This window comes from Streptomyces sp. NPDC033845, from assembly GCF_055576225.1.
Window position 1 is genome coordinate 36,458 of record NZ_JBVIRI010000027.1, and the last position, 18,961, is coordinate 55,418.

Sequence of the window (18,961 nt, forward strand, 5' to 3'; positions counted from 1 at the left end):
GCCGGTGGCGGCGCTCATGTGCCGGTCCGGGCGGTCGGGACGGCCGGGGTGGCCGGGGCGGCGGCGGCCGGTGCGGCGAGCTGTTCGCGCACCGCGCGGCGCAGCACCTTGCCCGAGGGGTTGCGGGGCAGCGACTCCACGAAGTGGTACGTGCCGGGGATCTTGTAGGTGGCGAGCCGGCCGCGCAGCGACAGCACCAGTTCCCGGGGGGTGGCGGTGGTGCCGGGGCGCAGCACGACGCAGGCGTGGACGGCCTCGCCGAAGTCGGCGTCCGGGACTCCGACGACGGCCGCGTCGGCGACCGAGGGGTGGGCGGCGAGGGCCTTCTCTATCTCGGCGGGGTAGATGTTCTGCCCGGCGACGATGATCGTGTCGTTCATCCGGTCGCAGAGGTAGAGGTAGCCGTTCTCGTCGAGGTATCCGGCGTCGCCCATGTGCAGCCACTCCCCCACCAGGGTGCGTGCGGTGGCTTCCGGCAGGTTCCAGTAGCCGAGCATGCGGGCGGGGGTGCGGATGCAGATCTGGCCGATCTCGCCGGCCGGCAGGGTCTGGCCCTCGGGGCCGACGATCTTCAGCTCGTTGCCGGGGCAGGGCTTGCCGACGGAGCCGAGGAGCCCGCTGCCGGGCTGGTGGGCCTCGGGGGGCAGACAGACCGCGACGCTGCCGGTCTCGGTGCTGGCGTATATCTGCGCGAACTCGCAGCCGAACACCCGCAGGCACTCGACGAGCAGGGTCTCCGACATGGGCGCCGCCCCGTAGGCGATCTTGCGGAGGGAGGCGAAGGCCTCCGGTCCGGCTTCGCGCTCCTCCATCATCATCTGGAGCATCGCGGGGGCGGAGAAGGTGGTGGTGACCTTGTGGGCCTTGATGAGGCGGACGGCTTCCTGCGGGATGAACTGGGGCATCACCACGCTGGCGCCGCCGGCGTTGAACAGGTGCATGAACCAGCCGATGCCGGCGATGCCGAAGCCGGGGAGCGAGATGAGGCCGATGTCGTCGGGCCGCCAGTCGATCCAGTCCAGGCCCTGTTCCCGGGAGGCGTCGGGGAGGGTGAAGAAGCTGCGGTTGGCGAGGACGGCGCCCTTGGGGAGTCCGGTGGTGCCGCTGGTGTAGATCTGCACCACGGCGTCGTCGGGTCCGGTGCCGGGGTCGAGTTCGGTGCCGGGCTGGTCGGCGTACCAGGTGGGCAGGCCGGCGCCGCGGGCCGGTTCCCCGTCGCTGTCGGTGCCGTCGATGCGGATGACGGTCCGCAGGGCGGGCAGGCCGGGGCGGACCTTGTCGACCAGGGACCAGAACTCGTCGTCGACGAAGACCAGGGCGGCGCCGGAGTCCCGGAGGATGTGGTCGACCTCGGGCTGGGTGAGCCGCCAGTTGACGGGGACGAAGACGCCTCCGGCCTTGGCGCTGGCGAGGATGGAGAGGTAGTAGTTCTCCGATTCGCGGCCCAGGTAGGCGACGCGGTCCCCGGGCTTGATGCCGCAGGCGCGCAGGGCGTGCGCGGCGCGGTTGCTGTCCAGGTGGAGCTTGGCGTAGGTGGTGACGCGGTCCTCGCAGATGATCGCGGGCCGGTCGGCGCGGCGGCAGGCGTGCAGCTGCGAGGACTGGGTCAGCGTCCAGGTGTCGCGGGGCCGTACGTCCCAGTCGGTGGCGGCTGCCGAGGCGAGGGTGGTTGCGGTCATGAGGGGCTCCCGGTGGTGGTCGCGACCACGGGCGCCTCGGTGGCCGGGGCGAGCTGGCCGTCCAGGAAGGCACTGAGCCGGCGGACGGTCGGGTGGTCGAAGGTGAGCGAGGCGGGCAGGGCCAGCAGGAACGTCTTCTCCAGGCGGGACTTGACGGTCTGGGCCATCAGCGAGTCCAGTCCCATGGCGACGAACTCGGTGTGCGGGGAGAGTTCGTCGTCGGCCTCCAGCTGGAGGACGGCGGCGACCTGTTCGCGGACCACCGCGGTGATCCGTTCCAGGCGTTCCTGGGCGGGCAGGGCGATCAGGGACTGGAGGTCGGCTCCGCCGTCCTGGCCGGCTTCCTCGCCCGGGCGGGCCAGCCGGTCGTAGAAGGCGTCGCCCACGGCGTTGCCGGCCACGTAGCGGGGCCAGGCGAACTCGCCGACCACCCGCTGGGTGCGGGGGCCGTGCCAGAGGCGGGCGAGGGTGTCGAGGGCCCGGGTGGGCGAGAAGAAGCGGACGCCGCTGCGTTCGATCTCCTTGCTGAGCTGCTCCTCCAGCCGGGCCGACATGCCGACCCTGGCCCAGGCTCCCCAGTTGACGGAGAGGCCCGGCAGGCCCTGGCGGCCGCGCCATTCGGAGAGGGCGTCGAGGCCGGCGTTGGCGGCGGCGTAGTGGCCCTGGGTGGCGCCGCCGAGGACGGAGGCGATGGAGGAGTAGGTGACGAAGAAGTCGAGCTCGGGGAGGGACTCCTGGGCGAGCTCGTGGAGAAGCCAGCCGCCGTAGGCCTTCGCGGAGAGCTGGGCGTCGATGGACTCCCAGGTCAGTTCCGCGATGAGCTTCTTGTCGAAGGATCCGGCCGCGTGCACGATGCCGCCGACCGGGTGGGGTCCGGCCGCGAGGGTCTCCGCCAGCCGGCGGACGTCCTCGGGGTCGGCGATGTCGGCGCGGACGATGCTGACCTCGGCGCGTTCGGCCAGGCCGGCCAGGACTCCGGCGGCTTCCTCGCCGGCCTTGCCGGAGCGGCTGACCAGGGTCAGGTGCCGGGCGCCGAGGGTGACGAGCTTGGCGGCGGTGACCAGGCCGAGGCCGCCGAGGCCGCCGGTGATGAGGTAGGTGCGGTCGGGGCGGACCTCGCCGCCGGTGGCACCGGTGTTGCGGACTCCGGCCGGGGCCTGGGGCCGGGGGGCGTCGGTGAGTTCGACCCAGACCTTCGCGGAGGGGGTGGTGGCGGCGGTGCGCAGGGCCTCGCCGGTCTCCTCCACTCCGAAGCGGACGTCGGCGGGGTGGCGGACTCCGTCGGTGCCGGTGGTGACGGCGGTGGCCGGGACGGTGAGGGTGGCGCGGAAGGTGCCGTCGTGGCGGACGGTGACCTCGTCGCCGACCGTGTGGCCGGAGCGGGCTCCGGCGGCGATGACGATGCCGGTGGCGAGGGAGCCGAGGACGGGGGCGGTCTCCTCCCGGTCCAGGTAGCCGGAGTCGAAGGCGGCCTGGGCGTCCTGGGTGGTCAGGGCGACGGAGTGGACGCGGACCTGGACCTCCTTGGCGCCGGGGGCGGAGTCCTGGACGGGTGCCAGGGCGAGTTCGGAGAGGTCTCCGGTGCCGGGGGCGCGGAGTTCGAAGCCTCCGGTCCAGTTCTGCGAGGCGTCGCCGGCCAGCAGGCGGCGGACGTGGCGGCGGCCGTCGCGGTAGGCGATCTGGTACTCGCCGGGGGTCTGGGCCAGCCATTCGCCGGGCAGGGCCGCGGTGTCGGCGGTGTCGCCGAGGTCCACGAGGGTGGCCTTGTAGTGCGGGTACTCGGTGAGCAGGACCCGGCCGAAGCCCCACAGGGTGGCGGCGGCGAGGTGGGAGCCGTCTCCGGGCCGGTCGCCGGGGAGCGGCTGGGCGGCCTCGGTGACCAGCCAGATCCGCGGCGGGCGGCGCAGGGCAGCGGCGTCGAGGATGCCGACGAGGTCGAGGAGTTCGCGGTAGTTGCGTTCGGACTCGGTGCGCAGCCGGTCGGCGGACATGGCGCCCCGTTCGGGCTGCCAGAACCAGCTGATGTCGGTGACGGTGGGGTCTTCGAGGGCCGTCTTGAGGTCGGTGAGGGCCGCGACGCGGGTGACCTTGGGCGGGACGGGTCCGGCGGTGGCGGCCGCTTCGGTGAGGGTGGCGGTGTGGTGGCCGTCGGTGTCCAGCACGAGGACGTGGCGGGCGCCGGCGGGGGCCGGGGTGCCGCCGAGGCTGCGGCGGACCCAGGCGGGCCGGTGCAGGAACTGGCCGTTGCCCTGGGCGCCGAGCGGGCGGGCGAGGCGGACGCCGAGGAGTTCGGCGACGGGGCGGCCGTCCTCCAGGAGGAGGATGTCGGCCAGCCGGCGGTGCTGGTCCCCGGTGACCTTGGCGATGACGCGGAGGTCCGCGCCGCGGGGCTTGCGGTGGTGCCGGACGGTGGCGATCTCCTGCGGGACGAACACCGGGCCCTCGGGGTCGAGCGCCACGGCGGCCTGTACGGCGGCTTCGAGGAGTTCGGCGGGGAGGTGTTCGACGGCGGTGGCGTCGCGTCCGGTGATCTCGCCGGTGACCAGTCCGTCGTGGTGGCGGGCGGCGCCGCGCAGCAGGCGCAGCCGGGGGCCGTGCGGGCGGCCGACGGAGGCGAGGTCGGTGTAGATGTCCTCTTCGTCGATCTCCTGGGTGGCGGGGCCGGTGAGGGTGGCCGCGGCCGTGGCGAGGGCGCTGGGTGCGGTCTCGGTCTCGGGGTGGGCGCCGATGGTGGCGGTGGCGTGGAGGTGTTCCTCGCCGCCGGCCAGGGTGACGATCTGGACCTCGGCGGTGTCGCCGCGCGGCAGCAGCCGGGTGGTGAGGGCGATGTCGGTGTCGGGCTCCAGGACCAGCGGTTCGTGGAACTGGAGGCCGGCGACGGCGGCGCGGGTGTGGCCGTGGACGGTGTCCTGGAGCGCGAACAGCAGGTCGATGTAGGCGCCGGCCGGGAGTACCGGCTGTTCGGCGTCGGCGAGGTCGGCGAGGGCGCCGAGTTCGGCCGGGGTGAAGGTGGCGTTGAACTCGCGTACGCCGGTGGCGAAGCGGACCTCGTCGGCGGCGGTGCCGAGCAGCGGGTGCCGGGACGGGCCGCCGGCGGCGGTGCCGCGCCGGGGGGTGACGGAGGGGAGCCAGTACCGCTTGCGCTGGAAGGCGTAGGTCGGCAGGTCGATGCGGGCGGGGGTGTCGCCGTCGGCGTGGAAGCCGGTCCAGGAGACGGCGAGGCCGGCGGCGTAGTACTCGGCCAGGGCGCGCAGGGTGGCGTTGCCGGCCGGGTCCTTGCGGCGGAGGCTGGTGAGCCACAGGTGGTCGTCGGCGTCCACGCAGCGGCGGGCGAGGGCGGTCAGCGCGCTGGAGGGGCCGATCTCGATGAGGGCGTGCCGGCCGCGCTGGGCGAGGGTGCGGACGCCGGCGAGGAAGCGGACGGGTTCGCCGATGTGGCGGACCCAGTAGCCGGGGTCGGCGATCTCCCGGTAGCGGGCGAGCTTGCCGGTGACGTTGGAGATCAGGCTGATCTTCGGCTCGCGGAAGGTGATGGTGGCGATGGCCTCGGCGAAGGCCTCGTAGACCTCGGCCATCAGCGGGGAGTGGAAGGCGTGCGAGACGGCGAGGGAGTCCACCCGGACGCCCTGGGCGCGGAGCTGTTCGCCGACCTCGGCGAGCGGGGCGGTGGCGCCGGAGATGACGCACTGGTCGGGGGCGTTGACGGCGGCCAGGGCGAGGTCGGGGTGGCCGGCGAGGAGGGGTTCGACCTGTTCGGCGGGGGCGGCCACGGCGGACATGCCGCCGGCGGTGGTGACGGCCTGCATCAGGCGGGCGCGGGCGGCGACCAGCTTGACGGCGTCGGGCAGGTCGAAGAGTCCGGCGACGGCGGCGGCGACGACCTCGCCGATGCTGTGGCCGATCAGGGCGTTGGGCTTGATGCCCCAGGACATCCACAGCTTGGCCAGCGCGTATTCGAGGGTGAACAGCGCGGGCTGGGTGAACTCGGTCCGGTTGACGGCGTCGGTGAGTTCGGTCTGCTCGGGGCTGCCGAGGAGGAGTTCGCGGACGGAGCGTCCGAGGTGGGGGGTGAAGAGTTCGTCGCAGGCGTCGACGTGTTCGCGGAAGACGGGGAAGTCCGCGTAGAGGGTGGCGCCCATGCCCGCGTACTGGGAGCCCTGGCCGCTGAACATGAAGGCGGTCTTGCGGATGCCGGCGGGGCCCTCGTGTCCGTCGGCGGCGGCCCGGTCCAGCAGCCGGTCGAGGGAGGCGCGGTCGGTGACCGGGCCGGCGACGCGGTAGGGGTGGTGGGTGCGGGAGGTGTTGCCGGTGTGGCAGAGGGCCGCGAGGTCGGTGTCGGGCCGGGCGTCGAGGAAGGCCCGGTGGGTCTCGGCCTGGGCGCGCAGGGCCGCGGCGGACTTGCCGGAGAGGGTGAAGAGGGGGGTGCCGGTGGCGGTGGTGTCGCCGTCGGCGGCCGGGGCCTCGGTGGCGGGGGGCTGTTCGAGGACGACGGCGCCGATGGTGCCGGCGAAGCCGAAGCTGTTGACCACGGCGCGGCGGGTCTCGGCCTGCCAGGGCTCGCAGGCGGTGGGGATCCGGACCGGGTAGAGGTCCCAGGGGATCCGCCCGGAGGGCTTGGTCAGGTTGAGGTGGGGATAGATGGTGCCGGACCGGATCTGGGCGATGGCCTTGATGACGCCGACGATGCCGGAGGCGGGCTCCATGTGGCCGAGGTTGGTCTTGGCGGAGGCGACCAGGAGCGGGTTGTCCTTGGTGTGGGAGGCGGCGAAGACGTCGCCGATGGCGCCGAACTCGATGGGGTCGCCGAGCGGGGTGCCGGTGCCGTGGGCCTCCACGTACTGGATGTCCGCGGGCTCCAGGTGGGCGGCGGCCAGGGCGGTGCGGATGGTCTTCTCCTGCGCGGGCCCGTTGGGGACGGTGAGGCCGGCGCTGTCGCCGTCCTGGCCGACGGCGGTGCCGCGGACCAGGGCGAGGACGCGGTCGCCGTCGGCGACGGCGTCGGAGAGGCGCTTGAGGACGACGACTCCGCAGCCCTCGGCGCGCGCGTAGCCGTCGGCGGACTCGTCGAAGGTCTTGCACTGGCCGTCGGGGGCGAGCATCTGGGCGTTGGAGAACATCACCGGGATGCGCGGGTGGTGGAGGGCGTTGACGCCGCCGCAGAGGGCGAGGTCGGTCTCGCCGCCGCGGAGTGCCTGGACGGCGAGGTGGAGGGCGACCAGCGAGGAGGAGCATGCGGTGTCGATGCTCATGCTCGGGCCGCGCCAGCCGAGGAAGTAGGAGAGGCGGCCGGCCAGCGGGAACATGGTGATGCCGCTGGCGAGGCTGCCGTCGAGCTCCTCGTACGGCAGGGAGTCCAGTTCCAGGGCGTAGTCGATGGAGCTGGCGCCGACGTAGACGGATCCGTTGCCGCGGCGGAGCGGGGTCGGGTCGATGTTGGCGTGCTCCAGGGCCTGCCAGGCCGTTTCCAGCAGCATCCGCTGCTGGGGGTCCATGTACTGGGCTTCCTTGGGCGAGATGTTGAAGAACGAGGCGTCGAAGCCGTCGATCCGGTCGAGGAAACCGCCGCCGGTGGTGTGGATCTTCCCTCGGTCCCCGGGGTTGTCGGGGGTGAACTCGTCGACGTTCCAGCGGTCCCGGGGAAGGGGACCGATGCCGGACCGGCCGTCGCGCAGGAACGCGTCGAACTCGTCGAACGAGTTGCTGCCGCCGGGGAACCTCAAACCGATGCCGACGATGGCTATCGGTTCGGGTGCCCCGCCCGTGGGGTGGTCCGCAGGTGAATCCGTGTGCGGCATCCGCCGTCTCCTTCTCCGGGTGATCTAGGTGTCAGTGCTCGGCGGATGCCACTGCGGTGCGGTGGGAGAGGCCGGCGACCAGGTGATCGACGAGCTCGGCGATCGTGGGCGTGTTGAACAGCACGTTCGCGTTGATCGGCACGTCGAGGAGGTTTTCGAGCTGCTTGCGTATCTGGGTCAGCCCGAGCGAGGTGAGGCCGAGGTCGAAGTAGCTCAGGTCGAGCGGTATCTCCTCGGACTCGTCCATGATCAGGGCCGTACGGAAGATGCCGAGGACGACCTGTTCGACCTCCTCGAAAAGTTCGGTTTCGGGCAGGTTCCGCAAGCGCTCGGCAGTGAACTCGGGTGAGGGCATGAAACACATCGAAGCCCCCCGGCCTGACGCACCACTGACGTCCGGGGCGGCGGGGGGTGGGCGGCGGGCGCCGGCCCGGGTCCGGTCAGCCGGGCGTCAGCACCGGGTCAGACGGCCCTGTGAGGCTCGGGCCACTTCCGAAGGCACGGACCCGACCCCTCGCACACCACCCGGAAAGGCTGACGATGCTTCGCGGCGCTACTCAGGAGGAAGGTGCCCCCGCATCTTCCGGATTCAAGAGTTACGACCTTTACATCGCGGGCAAGGACGTGGCCGGTGACGGTTGGGTCTACACCGTCAGTGGACGCGCTCTGCTGGAAGATGTCTTCACGGCCGTCACTCTCAAGCGGCAGCTCGAACAGGACCCCGACTCGGACGCGGCCAACCACCCCTATGTCGTGGGTCGTTGCGCCATCGCGGCCGACTCCGACATCGACCTGGCCTCGCAGGCCGCCGCGGCCGCGGCGTCCGCCTGGGCGGCCGTCCCGCTGGAACGGCGGATGACCCTCGGCACCCGGTTCCGCGAGGAGCTGATCAAGAACGAGGACAAGTTCCTCGAAATGCTGGTCGCCGAATCGCACCCGGTCAAGCTGGCCCGCTGGGAACTCAGCTGCCTGCTGCAGATCTACTCGCCGGGCAGCCTGCGCTGGTACCAGAAGCAGATGTGGGTGGAGAAGGAGTACGGCGGCCGCCGCCTGATCCTGCACCGCCAGCCCGACGGCGTGGTGGCCTTCAACCCGCCGCAGAACGCCCCGCTCCCCAGCGCCGCCCTCGCGGTCCTGGCGCTGATGGCCGGCAACGCCGTCGTCGTCCGCGCCCCGCGCTCCATCGCGCTGAGCACCATGTGGCTGCTGCGCGACATCGTCGGCCCGATCCTCGACGAGATGGGCGCGCCTCCCGGTGTGCTCAACGCGGTGTGCAGCAACCCGAAGCAGACGATGGACCGCTGGGTCACCGACCCGGCGATCAACGACATCTTCTACATCGGCGGCAGCCAGGAGGGCCTGCGCTTCGAGCAGCAGTGCGTGGCCAACGGCAAGAAGCCGATCCTGGAGCTCGCCGGTAACGACGGCATCGTCGTGTGGAAGGACGCGGACATCAAGTACGCGGCCCAGGCGATCACCGAGTCCTTCTACGGCTCCGGGCAGATCTGCATGGTGCCCAACTACGTGCTGGTGCACCCGGACGTCGCCGAGGAGCTCATCGCCGAGGTGAAGGAGCAGGTCAAGACGGTCCGCCCCGGGTTCCCCGAGGAGGAGGACGTCCTGCTCTCGCCGGTCCGCCGCAGCGAGCGGTTCTTCCGGCTGCTGGACCAGGCGCTGGAGAACGGCGCCGAGCTGGTCACCGGCGGCCACCGCACCGAGGTGGACGGCACCGTGTCCGACACCGGGGTGTTCCTCCAGCCGACCGTGGTCCGGATCGAGGGCCTCGCCGGGGCCCGCGCCTTCGACGTGGTCCGTGAGGAAACGTTCTTCCCGCTGATTCCGGTGCTGGTCGCCGAGCGCGTCGAGGACGACGACGAGCTGCTGGAGACCTTCCTGCGGTTCCTCAACACCAACGACTACGGCCTGCGCAACTCGCTGTGGTCCCGGTCCGACGAGGTCATCGAGACCTTCGTCCGGCGGCTGGTCAACGGCGGCCTGCTGAAGGTCAACGACTCGCACATCGGCTTCCTGCCCTACCTGCCCAGCCACGGCGGCACCGGCCGCACCGGCGGCGCCTTCGGCGAGGCCAACTACCCCATGCTCAAGACGTCGCACGTGCAGGGCATCAGCATCGCCCACGACGTCAGCCCTTACGAAGCCGTCTTCGGCAGCTGATCACCCCAGTCCCCCAACCGGAGGTCCTTCGTGCGTTCCCTCGATGCCGCTCGATCCGTGTGCGAGCGTTTCCATCCCGGCCTGCTCAAGGAGCTGGACACCATCCCGTACGCGGCACGGGAGGCGCAGGGCAGCCCCGTGATCGACCTGTTCCGCATCCACGGCGGCGTGGGCCTGCTGGTCCCCGAGGAGTTCGGCGGCCACGGCGCCACCGCGCTGGAGGCCGTGCAGGTGCAGCTCGCGCTCGGCGCGGTCTCCCCCTCGCTGGTCGCCGCCGTGTCCATGCACCACTTCACCGCGGGCATGCTCTACGCCCTGGACTCCAAGGACGGCCGGCTCACCCCCGAGCAGGTGGACCTGCTCCACCGGATCGTCCCGGAGCAGCAGGTCATGGCCTCCGGCTGGGCCGAGGGCAAGACCGCCCAGAACATCCTGATGCCCGCGGTGACGGCCCGTCCGGTCACCGGCGGCTTCCTGCTGACGGGCTCCAAGAAGCCGTGCAGCCTCGCCTCCTCGATGAGCCTGCTCACCGCGTCCGTGGCCATCCACGGCGAGGACGGCTCCGAGCCCGAGCTGGCGCTGGCGCTGGTCCCGGCCGACTCCCCGGGCATCTCCGTCCACGAGTTCTGGGGCAGCGACCTGCTGGCCGGCGCCGAGAGCGACGAGGTCAGGCTCCAGGACGTCTTCGTCCCCAAGGAGATGGTGGTCCGGGCCGGCGCGGACGACCCGCACCGCCTCGACGACCTCCAGACCACCGGTTTCATCTGGTTCGAGCTGCTGATCAGCACCGGCTACGCGGGCGGCGCCGCCGCCCTGGTCGAGCTGGTCCTGGAGCGCGAGCGGGGCAGCGTCCAGGAGCGGGCCGACCTGCTCATCGACATGGAGGCGGCCCTGGCCCTGCTGGAGGGCGCCGCCCGCGCCATCGCCTCCGAGCCCGGTGACGAGGCCTCGGTGAACCGGGTGCTCATCGCCCGCTACGCGGTGCAGAAGGCGCTGCCCGACATCTCGGCGCGCGCGCTGGAGCTGCTGGGCGGCATGGACTTCATCCAGGGCTCCGACCACGCCCGGGCGGGAGCGGCCGTGCGGGCCCTCGCCTTCCACCCGCCGGGTCGCGGCGCCGCCGGCGAGCCGCTGCTGCGCTACGCCGCCGGGGACGCCCTCGTCCTCGCCTGACCCACCCGGACACCCCTCCGCAGTCCGCCCGGCGCCGCCGCGCCGCGCCGTCCCTCCGGCCGCCCACTCGGCGGGCCCGCCCGTGCAGCGGGCCCGGGCGCCGGCGCCGGGCCGTGACCACGACTCCCTGGGAGCGAAAAGAACGTGACCGTCATTCAGGAATCCCAAGCAACCGCCGCCGCACTGGAGGAGGCCGAGATCCTCGGCCTGTACCGGTCCCACCTGAGCAAGGGCCGGGCCACCCTCGCCGAGCTCTTCGGCAGCCACATGGAGGTCGCCTCCGAGGGCGCCTGGCTGACCACCAGCGACGGCGAGCGCTTCCTCAACGCGGGCGGCTACGGCGTCTTCATCATGGGCGCCCGCCACCCGATCGTGATGGAGGAGGTGGAGCGCCAGCTGCGCACCCACCCGACCTCCACCCGCATCCTGCTGGAGCCGACGGTGGCCCGCGCCGCCGAGGCCCTGGTGTCCGTCATGCCGGCCGGCCTGGACCGCGTCCACTTCGCGCTGTCCGGCGCCGAGGCGGTCGAGACGGGCCTGAAGCTGGCCCGCGCGGGCGGGTTCAGCCGCACGGTGTCGATGGAGCGCGGCTATCACGGCAAGACCCTGGGCGCCCTGTCCGCCACCGCCAAGGAGGTCTACCAGCGGCCGTTCCGCCCGCTGGTGCCCGGCTTCCACCACCTGCCCTTCGACGACCTGGACGCGCTGGAGGCGGAGCTGTCCGCCCACCCGGGCGACGTCTGCGTGATCCTGGAGCCGGTCCAGGGCGAGGGCGGCGTGATCATCCCGCAGAAGGGCTACCTCAAGCGGGTCGAGGAGCTGGTGCGCGAGTACGACGGCTTCCTGATCCTCGACGAGGTGCAGTCCGGCTTCGGCCGGCTCGGCGAGTGGTGGGGCGCGGACGTCGAGGGGGTCACCCCGGACGTCCTGCTCACCGGCAAGGCGCTGGGCGGCGGTGTGCTGCCGGTCTCGGCGGCCGTCGCGACCCGCAAGGCCTTCCGCCCGTTCGACAAGGACCCCTACGTCCACACCTCCACCTTCTCCGGCCAGCCGGTGCTGATGGCCGCCGTGCAGGGCGCCATCCGCGCCATGACCGAGGAGCGCCTGGTCACCCGATCCATGGACCTCGGTGCGCGGCTGCTCCCGGCGATCGCGGAGATCGCCCACCGCAACATCCCCGACCTGGTCGTGGACGTCCGCGGCCAGGGCCTGCTGATCGGCGTGGAGCTGACCGAGGGCGGCCTGGCCGGGGAGCTGCTGATCGAGCTCTTCAACCACGGGGTGGTCGCGAACCACTCCATGAACGGCAGCTCGGTGGTGCGGTTCACCCCGCCCGCCATCCTGACCGACACCGACGTGGAGTTCCTCCTGAACTCCTTCGACCTCGCCACCCGCGACCTCGTGCGCGGTGCGGCCACCATGCCGAAAGGCGGCAACTGATCATGCGGCACGTTGAACTGGACGCCCTGGTACCCGCGCAGCAGGCCTCCGCGGTCCTCGACGCGATACGCCACTGGGAGCGTTTCCCCGAGCTCGCCCCGCACGTGAACGCGACCACCGTGCACGAGGGCCGCAAGAGCTCCAGCTGGGAGCTGCACTTCCGCAGCGGTCTGCTGCGCTGGACCGAGGACGACGAGATCCTCCCGGAGCAGGGCGAGATCCGCTTCGTGCAGAGCGACGGCGACTTCGACTCGTTCTCCGGGTCCTGGAAGTTCCGTCAGGAGGGCGAGGACGTCGCGGTCCGCTTCGACGGGGAGTTCGACTTCGGGATCCCGAGCCTGGAGGGCATCCTCGACCCGATCGCCGAGCGTGTGATCCGCGAGACCGTCGCCTGGTCGCTGACCGGGCTGTTCCCGGACACCAAGCTGGTGGGCAACGTCGAGCTCACCACCCCCGCCGCCGTCGTCAGCGCTGCCTGAAACCCCCCACACTCCCAGGAGCCCGACCATGGACCAGGCCAACCCATTCGAGACCCCACGCACGTTCGCCCTGCACCGGACCGAGTACCTGGTGGCGTTCGCCGTCACCACCGGGCTCCTGATCGCCCACTACGACGAGATCCGCTGGCTGCCGGCGATCGGGCTGTTCTTCTACATCGACCTGATCGGCTACATCCCGGGCGCCGTGGCCTTCAAACGGGCGGGCGGCAAGCCCATCTCCAAGGGCTACTACGTCGCCTACAACGTGATGCACAGCCTGATCACGCAGGCCGCGGTGGCGGCGCTGTGGTGCTGGCTGATCGGGCCGGAGTGGGCGCTGCTGGTGCTGCCCTTCCACCTGTTCGGTGACCGCGCCCTGTTCGGCAACTTCATGAAGTCCTTCGCGCTGCCGTTCGAGCCGGTGCGGCAGAAGGGCTATCTGAAGCTGCTGGACGACCTGGGCGTCACGCACCCGAAGCCGGTCGGTCACGCGATGGACCCGGTGCCGGTCGGTCACATCCCGCCGCAGGCCGTCCTGGCCGCGCGGGCCGTGGAGCCGGCGGCGGAGGCCCGGGTGCCCCAGGAGGCGGCCCGATGAGCCTGTCCACCGTCCGGCGGCCGGTGCGGCAGGAGCCGCGGGAGCGCCGCCAGGCCCTCTACCACCTGGCCTCGCCGGTGTCGGTGCTGACCGTGAACAACGGCGGCCGGCTGCACGGCACCACGGCCAGCACGGTCACCCTGGTGTCCCGCGAGCCGCTGCTGGTGGGGGTCGTCCTGCGGGCCGGCTCCTCCTTCGGCGGGCTGGCGGTGGCCGAGGGACGGTTCGTGATCAACGTGCTGGGAGCGGGCCAGGCGGACCTGGCGCAGTGGTTCGCCGACAGCTCCCGGCCCGACGGCGGCGCGCAGTTCGACGGTACGGAGTGGACTCCCGATCCGTACGCGAAGGCGCCGCTGCTGGACGGTGCGATCGCGCACTACACCTGCCGGGTGCACTCCCGTCATCCGGCGGGTGACGGCGAGCTGCTGCTCGGGCACGTGGTGCGCGCCTCCGCCGAGGCCGGCCCGCCGCTGTTCAGCTACACCGGGGGCCTGTTCGGCGGTGCCCTCTTCCCGGCCACACCCACGAAGGAGACGACCGCGTCATGACCAGCTCTGTAGCACCCGAGGCCGACTGGGACCTGGCTCCCGGCCTGCTCGACGGCGCGAAGGAACTCACCCTCGGGCCGGAGGAGTGCGACCTGGCCTACTGGTTCACCTCGGTGGCGCAGGGGACCCTGCGTGACCGGGGCGAGACGGGCCACCACAAGGACGCCCTGGTGCCGGACTTCCTGAAGGAGCCGGGCCCGCTGCGGGAGGCGCTGGTCCTGGAGTTCGGCTTCCGCGGCCTCTCCGAGGAGATCGCCACCCGGCTGCTCGCCCCGTACGTGGCGATCGCCCCCGGTGTCCCCGAACTGGAGTTCTACGCGACCCAGCTGATCGACGAGGCCCGGCACGCCCGGGTCTTCCGCAACCACCTGGTCGAGCTGGGCATGCCCGCCAAGACCCTGCTCCGCGACATCGACGAGATGGCCGCGGACTACCGGACCCGGGTGCTGAACCCGGTCGTGGACTTCACCCTGGACATCGTCCAGACGCAGAAGGACTTCCCGGGCGGCGTCGCGGTGTTCGCCATCGTCATCGAAGGCGTCCTCGCGCCGGCGGCCGAGCTGAGCGAGCGCAAGTGGACCCCGCTGTCCCCGGCCACCGGGGAGATCTCGCGGGGCACCGCCATCGACGAGATCCGTCACCTCACGGTGGCCAGCACCATCCTGAAGAACCACATCGAGGCCAACCCCGGCTACCGGCCGCGGCTGATGGAGATCCTGCGGTCCGGTGTGGAGCTGTGGGACTCGATCCCCGACCGGGAGTTCGTCATCCACCGCGAGGAGCTGTTCCAGAAGGGGATGGCCGAGCACGCGGACAAGATCGGCGACTACGAGATCTGGCCGGGCGTGCGCCTGCTCGACACCACTCCCGACCAGCGCTACGACATGGCCGAGCAGTGGACCGACGAGATGGCCGAGGCCCGGATGGCGTACATGGGCCTGCCCGTCGAGGTGTTGAGCGGTCGGGACAGCGCCGCATGAGCGGGTCCGCCGTGCCGCCCGGCCGGGCGGCGGTGATCGCGGGCGTCGGGTGCTTCCTGCCGCCGGACGTGGTCACCAACGACGACCTGGCGCTGCGGCTGGACACCTCCGACGCCTGGATCCGTACCCGTACGGGCATCGGGCAGCGGCACGTGGTCTCCCCCGGGACCGCCACCTCCGACCTCGCGGTCGAGGCGGGCGCCCGGGCCCTGGAGTCGGCGGGCTGGGACAAGGTGGACGCGGTGGTCCTGGCCACCACCACCCCCGACCAGCCCACTCCGGCCACCGCACCGCAGGTGGCGTCCCGGCTGGGACTGGGCCATGTCGCCGCGTTCGACGTCTCGGCGGTGTGCACCGGCTTCCTGTACGGGCTGGCCACCGCCTCCGGGCTGATCGCCTCCGGGGCGGCCGAGCGGGTCCTGCTGGTCACGGCGGACGCGTTCACCACCATCATCGACCCGGAGGACCGCGGCACCGCCGTGATCTTCGGGGACGGGGCCGGCGCGGTGGCGCTGCGGGCCGGCGACGCGGAGGAGCCGGGGGCCGTGGGGCCGCTGGTCCTGGGCAGCGACGGCTCGCTGAGCCATCTGATCGAGGTGCCGGGCGGCGGTTCCCGGCAGCGGTCCTCGGGCAAGCCCGTGGACCCGTCCGACCAGTACTTCAAGATGCTCGGCCGGGAGACGTACCGGCACGCCGTGGAGCACATGACGGAGGCCTCGCGGACGGCGGTCGAACGGGCCGGCCTGGAGATCTCCGACATCGACCGGCTGGTCGCCCACCAGGCCAACGCGCGGATCCTCGAAGCGGTCGCCGACCGCCTGGAGATCCCCGCCGAGGCACGGCTGAGCAACATCGAGCAGGTCGGCAACACCGGTGGGGCCTCGATCCCGCTGCTGCTGGCCCAGGCCACCGCGGACGGCCGGCTCGCGGCCGGCCACCGGGTGCTGCTCACCGCCTTCGGCGGCGGGCTGTCCTGGGGCGCGGCCACCCTGGTCTGGCCGGAACTCCGGTCCGTCTGACCGCATCCCGTCCCTTCCCTCCGCCACCTTCGCCTCCGCACCGTCCCACCCCCCATGACGCACCACCCGGTGCGCGTCACCCAGCGCGCACCGCTCAGTACGCACCACCCGTCAGCACCACTCGACCCAAGGAAGTCGCCATGTTGGAGATGCTCAAGGAAATCCTGTCCAACAAGCTGAAGGTGTCCCCGGACGCCATCACCCCGGAGGCCACCCGCGAGGACATCGAGCTGGACTCGCTCGCCGTGGTCGAGCTGTCGCTGCTGCTCGAATCCGAGCTGGGCCTGGAGATCAGCGACGACGAGCTCCTCGACGCCGAGACGGTGGCCGACATGGTCCGCCTCATGGAGGACCGGAGCGCGAGGGTCTGATGGCCGAATCGGACATCGCGGTCACCGGGCTGGGCCTGGTCACTCCGGGCGGTGTCGGCGTCGGGCCCAGCTGGAACGCCGTGTGCGGCGGCCGTTCGGCCGCCGCACTCGACCCCTCGCTGGCCGACAATCAGGTACGGATCTCCTGCCGGGTGCCGGACTTCGACGCCGAGGAACTGCTCACTCCCCGCAAAGCACTCAGACTGGACCGTTTCGTCCAGTTCGCCCTGGTCGCCGCGCGCGAGGCAATCGCCGACGCGGGTCTCGATCCCACCACGTGGGACGGGGCCCGGGTCGGGGTGGTGCTCGGGTGTGCCGACGGGGGCCCGGAAACGGTCGAACTACAGCACCACGTCCTGCGCGACAAGGGTGCCGGACGGGTCTCCCCGCTGCTGCTGCCCATGCAGCTGCCGAACATGCTGGCCGGTCAGACGGCCATCGAGTTCGGTGCGAGCGGACCCAACCTCGTGGTGGCCACCGCCTGCGCCTCGGGTTCCACCGCCATCGGTGTGGCCCGGGACCTGCTCACCCTGGGCCGCTGCGACATCGTGCTCGCCGGCGGCGCCGAGGCCATGATCACCCCGCTGGTCATGGCGGGCTTCGCGCAGATGGGCGCGCTGTCCAAGCGCGAGGACGACCCGACGGGCGCCTCCCGCCCCTTCGACGCGGACCGTGACGGGTTCGTCGCCGGAGAGGGGGCCGGCATCGTCGTGATGGAACGGCTCGCCGACGCCCGAGCCCGTGGTGCACACGTCCACGGGCGCATCGTGGGTTACGGCTCCACGGCGGACGCCCATCACATCACCTCCCCGCACCCGAACGCCTTCGGCATCGAGGCGGCCGTCCGGGCGGCCCTGGCCGACGCGGGCGCCGATCCCGGTGACGTCGAGCACGTCAACGCGCACGGCACCTCGACCCCGCTCAACGACCTGGCCGAGGCCCGGATGCTGGAGCGGACCCTGACCGGTTCGCCCCTCGTCACCTCGACCAAGGGGGTCACGGGGCACATGCTGGGCGCGGCCGGAGCGGTCGAGGCGGTGTTCTCCCTGCTCAGCATCGAGCACGGGCTGGTGCCGCCGACCGCCAACCTCACCACACCGGATCCGCGGATCTCCGTGAAGCTGGCGTTCACCCCCACGTACATGCCCATCGAACTCGCCCTCAGCAATTCCCTGGGTTTCGGCGGACAGAACTCCGTCCTCGCCATCGCCCGGGCCTGAGCCCCCTTTCGGGGCCCCTCCGACCCTGCTCCGGGAGAACACATGCACGATCCGAGCGAGCTCCTCGCCTCGGGCACCGAGGCGGTACGGCGGCTGGCCCGCCGTCGCCACCACCTCGACGTGGCCGCCCTCTCCAGGCTGTACGAGAGCCGCAACCTGGCCCGCTCCGAAGTGGAGCGGCTCCGGGCCGAGGCGAACCGGGCCACCAAGAGCGCCGGGCGCTCCGGGCCGCCGTCCGAAGAGGCCAAGGAGGCCACCCGCCTCCTGCGGGCCGAGGTCAAGACGGCCGAGTCGGTGCTCCGGGACGCCGAGCGGGACCTCACCGAGGTCCTGCTGCGCATCCCCAACATCCCCTTGGACGAGCTCCCTTCGGGGGACAGCGAGAAGGAGGCCCTGGAGGTCCGGCTGGGCGGTCCGCCCGTCCGCCGGCCGGCCGCCGGGAGTTCCGCCCGCCACCACGCCGACATCGGCGCGGAGCTGGGGATCCTCGACGGTCCCGCGGCGGCGGGGCTGGCCGGTGCCCGGTTCAACGTCAGCCGGGGGCCCGGTGCCCGGCTGGAGCGGGCCCTGGCCGCCTTCTTCCTCGACCTGCACACCGAGGAGCACGGCTACACCGAGTACTCGGTGCCGTTCATGGTCAACCGCGAGACGATGACCGGCACCGGGCAGCTCCCCAAGTTCGAGGAGGACCTGTTCCGTACCGAGGTCGGCGACCGGGAGCTGTTCCTGATCCCGACGGCCGAGGTCCCGCTGACCAACCTGGTGGCGGGCAGGCTCCTGGACGGCGCGTCCCTGCCGCTGGCGTTCACCTCCCGTACGCCCTGCTTCCGGGCCGAGGCGGGGGCGTACGGCCGGGACACCCGGGGGATCCTGCGGCTGCACCAGTTCGAGAAGGTGGAGCTGGTCCGGGTCTGCGCCCCCGAGGACGCCCCGCGCGAGCTGGAGCTGATGGTGGGGCACGCGGAAGAGTGCCTGCGCCGGCTGGAGCTGTCGTACCGGGTGGTGCTGCTGCCCGCGGGCGACATCGGGTTCTCGGCCCGGAAGACGTACGACATCGAGGTGTGGCTGCCCGGTGCCGACGCCTACCGGGAGATCTCCTCGGTCTCCGACTGCGGCACCTTCCAGGGGCGGCGGGCGGGGATCCGGGTCCGCGGGGCCGACGGCCGCAAGTCGCCGGCCGCCACGCTGAACGGCTCGGCACTGCCGATCGGCCGGACCGTGGCCGCCCTGCTGGAGCAGGGGGTCCAGGAGGACGGGTCGGTGCTGCTGCCGCAGGCCCTGGTCCCGTACGCCGGCTTCCGCCGGATCCTGCCGGGCGGAGCCACCTCGGACAGCTGAGCCGGGGCGTGCCGGGTCAGGCGCGCGGAAGGGCCGGTGGCCGGAGAGCACCCACTCTCCGACCACCGGCCCATACCCCCCCCCAGGGGTAAACCAGGGACGCAAGGCACCACGGCCCCACCCGGGCGGCACCGGATTGGGCCGGG

14 protein-coding genes are annotated in these 18,961 nt (G+C 72.2%); 11 read left to right on the forward strand and 3 right to left on the reverse strand.

Annotation, left to right across the window (positions count from 1 at the left end):
- Positions 1 to 14: 14 nt before the first annotated feature.
- Genes ACZ50K_RS33720 through ACZ50K_RS33730 form a run of 3 tightly spaced genes read right to left on the reverse strand, consistent with a single transcriptional unit; the run spans position 15 to position 7,829 of the window.
- On the reverse strand, positions 15 to 1,679 hold the full coding sequence (locus tag ACZ50K_RS33720; RefSeq protein WP_468910392.1) for a fatty acid--CoA ligase: 1,665 nt from the start codon (positions 1,677 to 1,679) through the stop codon (positions 15 to 17).
- Complete coding sequence (locus tag ACZ50K_RS33725; protein ID WP_468910394.1) at positions 1,676 to 7,474, reverse strand: SDR family NAD(P)-dependent oxidoreductase; 5,799 nt, start codon at positions 7,472 to 7,474, stop codon at positions 1,676 to 1,678. The genes ACZ50K_RS33720 and ACZ50K_RS33725 overlap by 4 nt, the downstream gene beginning before the upstream one ends.
- Before the next feature lie 31 nt (positions 7,475 to 7,505).
- On the reverse strand, positions 7,506 to 7,829 hold the full coding sequence (locus ACZ50K_RS33730) for an acyl carrier protein (protein ID WP_468910396.1): 324 nt from the start codon (positions 7,827 to 7,829) through the stop codon (positions 7,506 to 7,508).
- A 185-nt stretch (positions 7,830 to 8,014) separates the two neighbouring features.
- Between ACZ50K_RS33730 and ACZ50K_RS33735 the strand changes: the two genes are divergently transcribed.
- From ACZ50K_RS33735 to serS, 11 genes are all read left to right on the forward strand, one after another.
- Positions 8,015 to 9,649 (forward strand): aldehyde dehydrogenase family protein, encoded by a 1,635-nt coding sequence (locus ACZ50K_RS33735; protein WP_468910399.1) that lies wholly within the window; start codon positions 8,015 to 8,017, stop codon positions 9,647 to 9,649.
- A gap of 30 nt (positions 9,650 to 9,679) precedes the next feature.
- Positions 9,680 to 10,822, forward strand: a complete 1,143-nt coding sequence (locus ACZ50K_RS33740; protein ID WP_468910401.1) for an acyl-CoA dehydrogenase family protein — start codon at positions 9,680 to 9,682, stop codon at positions 10,820 to 10,822.
- Between the two features lie 144 nt (positions 10,823 to 10,966).
- The gene (locus ACZ50K_RS33745) at positions 10,967 to 12,262 is read left to right on the forward strand and encodes an aspartate aminotransferase family protein (RefSeq protein WP_468910404.1); all 1,296 of its coding nucleotides are present in this window, start codon (positions 10,967 to 10,969) and stop codon (positions 12,260 to 12,262) included.
- Between the two features lie 2 nt (positions 12,263 to 12,264).
- Positions 12,265 to 12,741, forward strand: a complete 477-nt coding sequence (locus ACZ50K_RS33750; RefSeq protein WP_468910406.1) for a type II toxin-antitoxin system RatA family toxin — start codon at positions 12,265 to 12,267, stop codon at positions 12,739 to 12,741.
- 28 nt (positions 12,742 to 12,769) lie between these two features.
- Positions 12,770 to 13,339, forward strand: a complete 570-nt coding sequence (locus ACZ50K_RS33755; protein ID WP_468910408.1) for a hypothetical protein — start codon at positions 12,770 to 12,772, stop codon at positions 13,337 to 13,339.
- Positions 13,336 to 13,887 (forward strand): flavin reductase family protein, encoded by a 552-nt coding sequence (locus tag ACZ50K_RS33760; RefSeq protein ID WP_468910410.1) that lies wholly within the window; start codon positions 13,336 to 13,338, stop codon positions 13,885 to 13,887. Before ACZ50K_RS33755 ends, ACZ50K_RS33760 begins: the two co-directional genes overlap by 4 nt.
- Positions 13,884 to 14,867: a ferritin family protein gene (locus ACZ50K_RS33765; protein WP_468910412.1), complete on the forward strand. Its 984-nt coding sequence runs from the start codon at positions 13,884 to 13,886 to the stop codon at positions 14,865 to 14,867. The genes ACZ50K_RS33760 and ACZ50K_RS33765 overlap by 4 nt, the downstream gene beginning before the upstream one ends.
- On the forward strand, positions 14,864 to 15,886 hold the full coding sequence (locus tag ACZ50K_RS33770; RefSeq protein ID WP_468910414.1) for a beta-ketoacyl-ACP synthase III: 1,023 nt from the start codon (positions 14,864 to 14,866) through the stop codon (positions 15,884 to 15,886). Before ACZ50K_RS33765 ends, ACZ50K_RS33770 begins: the two co-directional genes overlap by 4 nt.
- A gap of 140 nt (positions 15,887 to 16,026) precedes the next feature.
- Positions 16,027 to 16,257: an acyl carrier protein gene (locus ACZ50K_RS33775; RefSeq protein WP_468910416.1), complete on the forward strand. Its 231-nt coding sequence runs from the start codon at positions 16,027 to 16,029 to the stop codon at positions 16,255 to 16,257.
- Entirely contained in the window at positions 16,257 to 17,477 is a 1,221-nt protein-coding gene (locus ACZ50K_RS33780; protein WP_468910418.1) for a beta-ketoacyl-[acyl-carrier-protein] synthase family protein, read from the forward strand. Before ACZ50K_RS33775 ends, ACZ50K_RS33780 begins: the two co-directional genes overlap by 1 nt.
- A 42-nt stretch (positions 17,478 to 17,519) precedes the next feature.
- Complete coding sequence (serS, locus tag ACZ50K_RS33785; RefSeq protein ID WP_468910419.1) at positions 17,520 to 18,815, forward strand: serine--tRNA ligase; 1,296 nt, start codon at positions 17,520 to 17,522, stop codon at positions 18,813 to 18,815.
- Positions 18,816 to 18,961 lie beyond the last annotated feature (146 nt).

Bases quoted from the DNA above. Each gene is read 5' to 3' on its own strand.
- ACZ50K_RS33735 (WP_468910399.1), top strand. From the start codon at position 8,015: ATGCTTCGCGGCGCTACTCAGGAGGAAGGTGCCCCCGCATCTTCCGGA.
- ACZ50K_RS33730 (WP_468910396.1), bottom strand. From the start codon at position 7,829: ATGCCCTCACCCGAGTTCACTGCCGAGCGCTTGCGGAACCTGCCCGAA.
- ACZ50K_RS33775 (WP_468910416.1), top strand. From the start codon at position 16,027: ATGTTGGAGATGCTCAAGGAAATCCTGTCCAACAAGCTGAAGGTGTCC.
- ACZ50K_RS33760 (WP_468910410.1), top strand. From the start codon at position 13,336: ATGAGCCTGTCCACCGTCCGGCGGCCGGTGCGGCAGGAGCCGCGGGAG.
- serS (WP_468910419.1), top strand. From the start codon at position 17,520: ATGCACGATCCGAGCGAGCTCCTCGCCTCGGGCACCGAGGCGGTACGG.
- ACZ50K_RS33755 (WP_468910408.1), top strand. From the start codon at position 12,770: ATGGACCAGGCCAACCCATTCGAGACCCCACGCACGTTCGCCCTGCAC.
- ACZ50K_RS33725 (WP_468910394.1), bottom strand. From the start codon at position 7,474: ATGCCGCACACGGATTCACCTGCGGACCACCCCACGGGCGGGGCACCC.
- ACZ50K_RS33780 (WP_468910418.1), top strand. From the start codon at position 16,257: ATGGCCGAATCGGACATCGCGGTCACCGGGCTGGGCCTGGTCACTCCG.
- ACZ50K_RS33765 (WP_468910412.1), top strand. From the start codon at position 13,884: ATGACCAGCTCTGTAGCACCCGAGGCCGACTGGGACCTGGCTCCCGGC.
- ACZ50K_RS33770 (WP_468910414.1), top strand. From the start codon at position 14,864: ATGAGCGGGTCCGCCGTGCCGCCCGGCCGGGCGGCGGTGATCGCGGGC.
- ACZ50K_RS33720 (WP_468910392.1), bottom strand. From the start codon at position 1,679: ATGACCGCAACCACCCTCGCCTCGGCAGCCGCCACCGACTGGGACGTA.
- ACZ50K_RS33750 (WP_468910406.1), top strand. From the start codon at position 12,265: ATGCGGCACGTTGAACTGGACGCCCTGGTACCCGCGCAGCAGGCCTCC.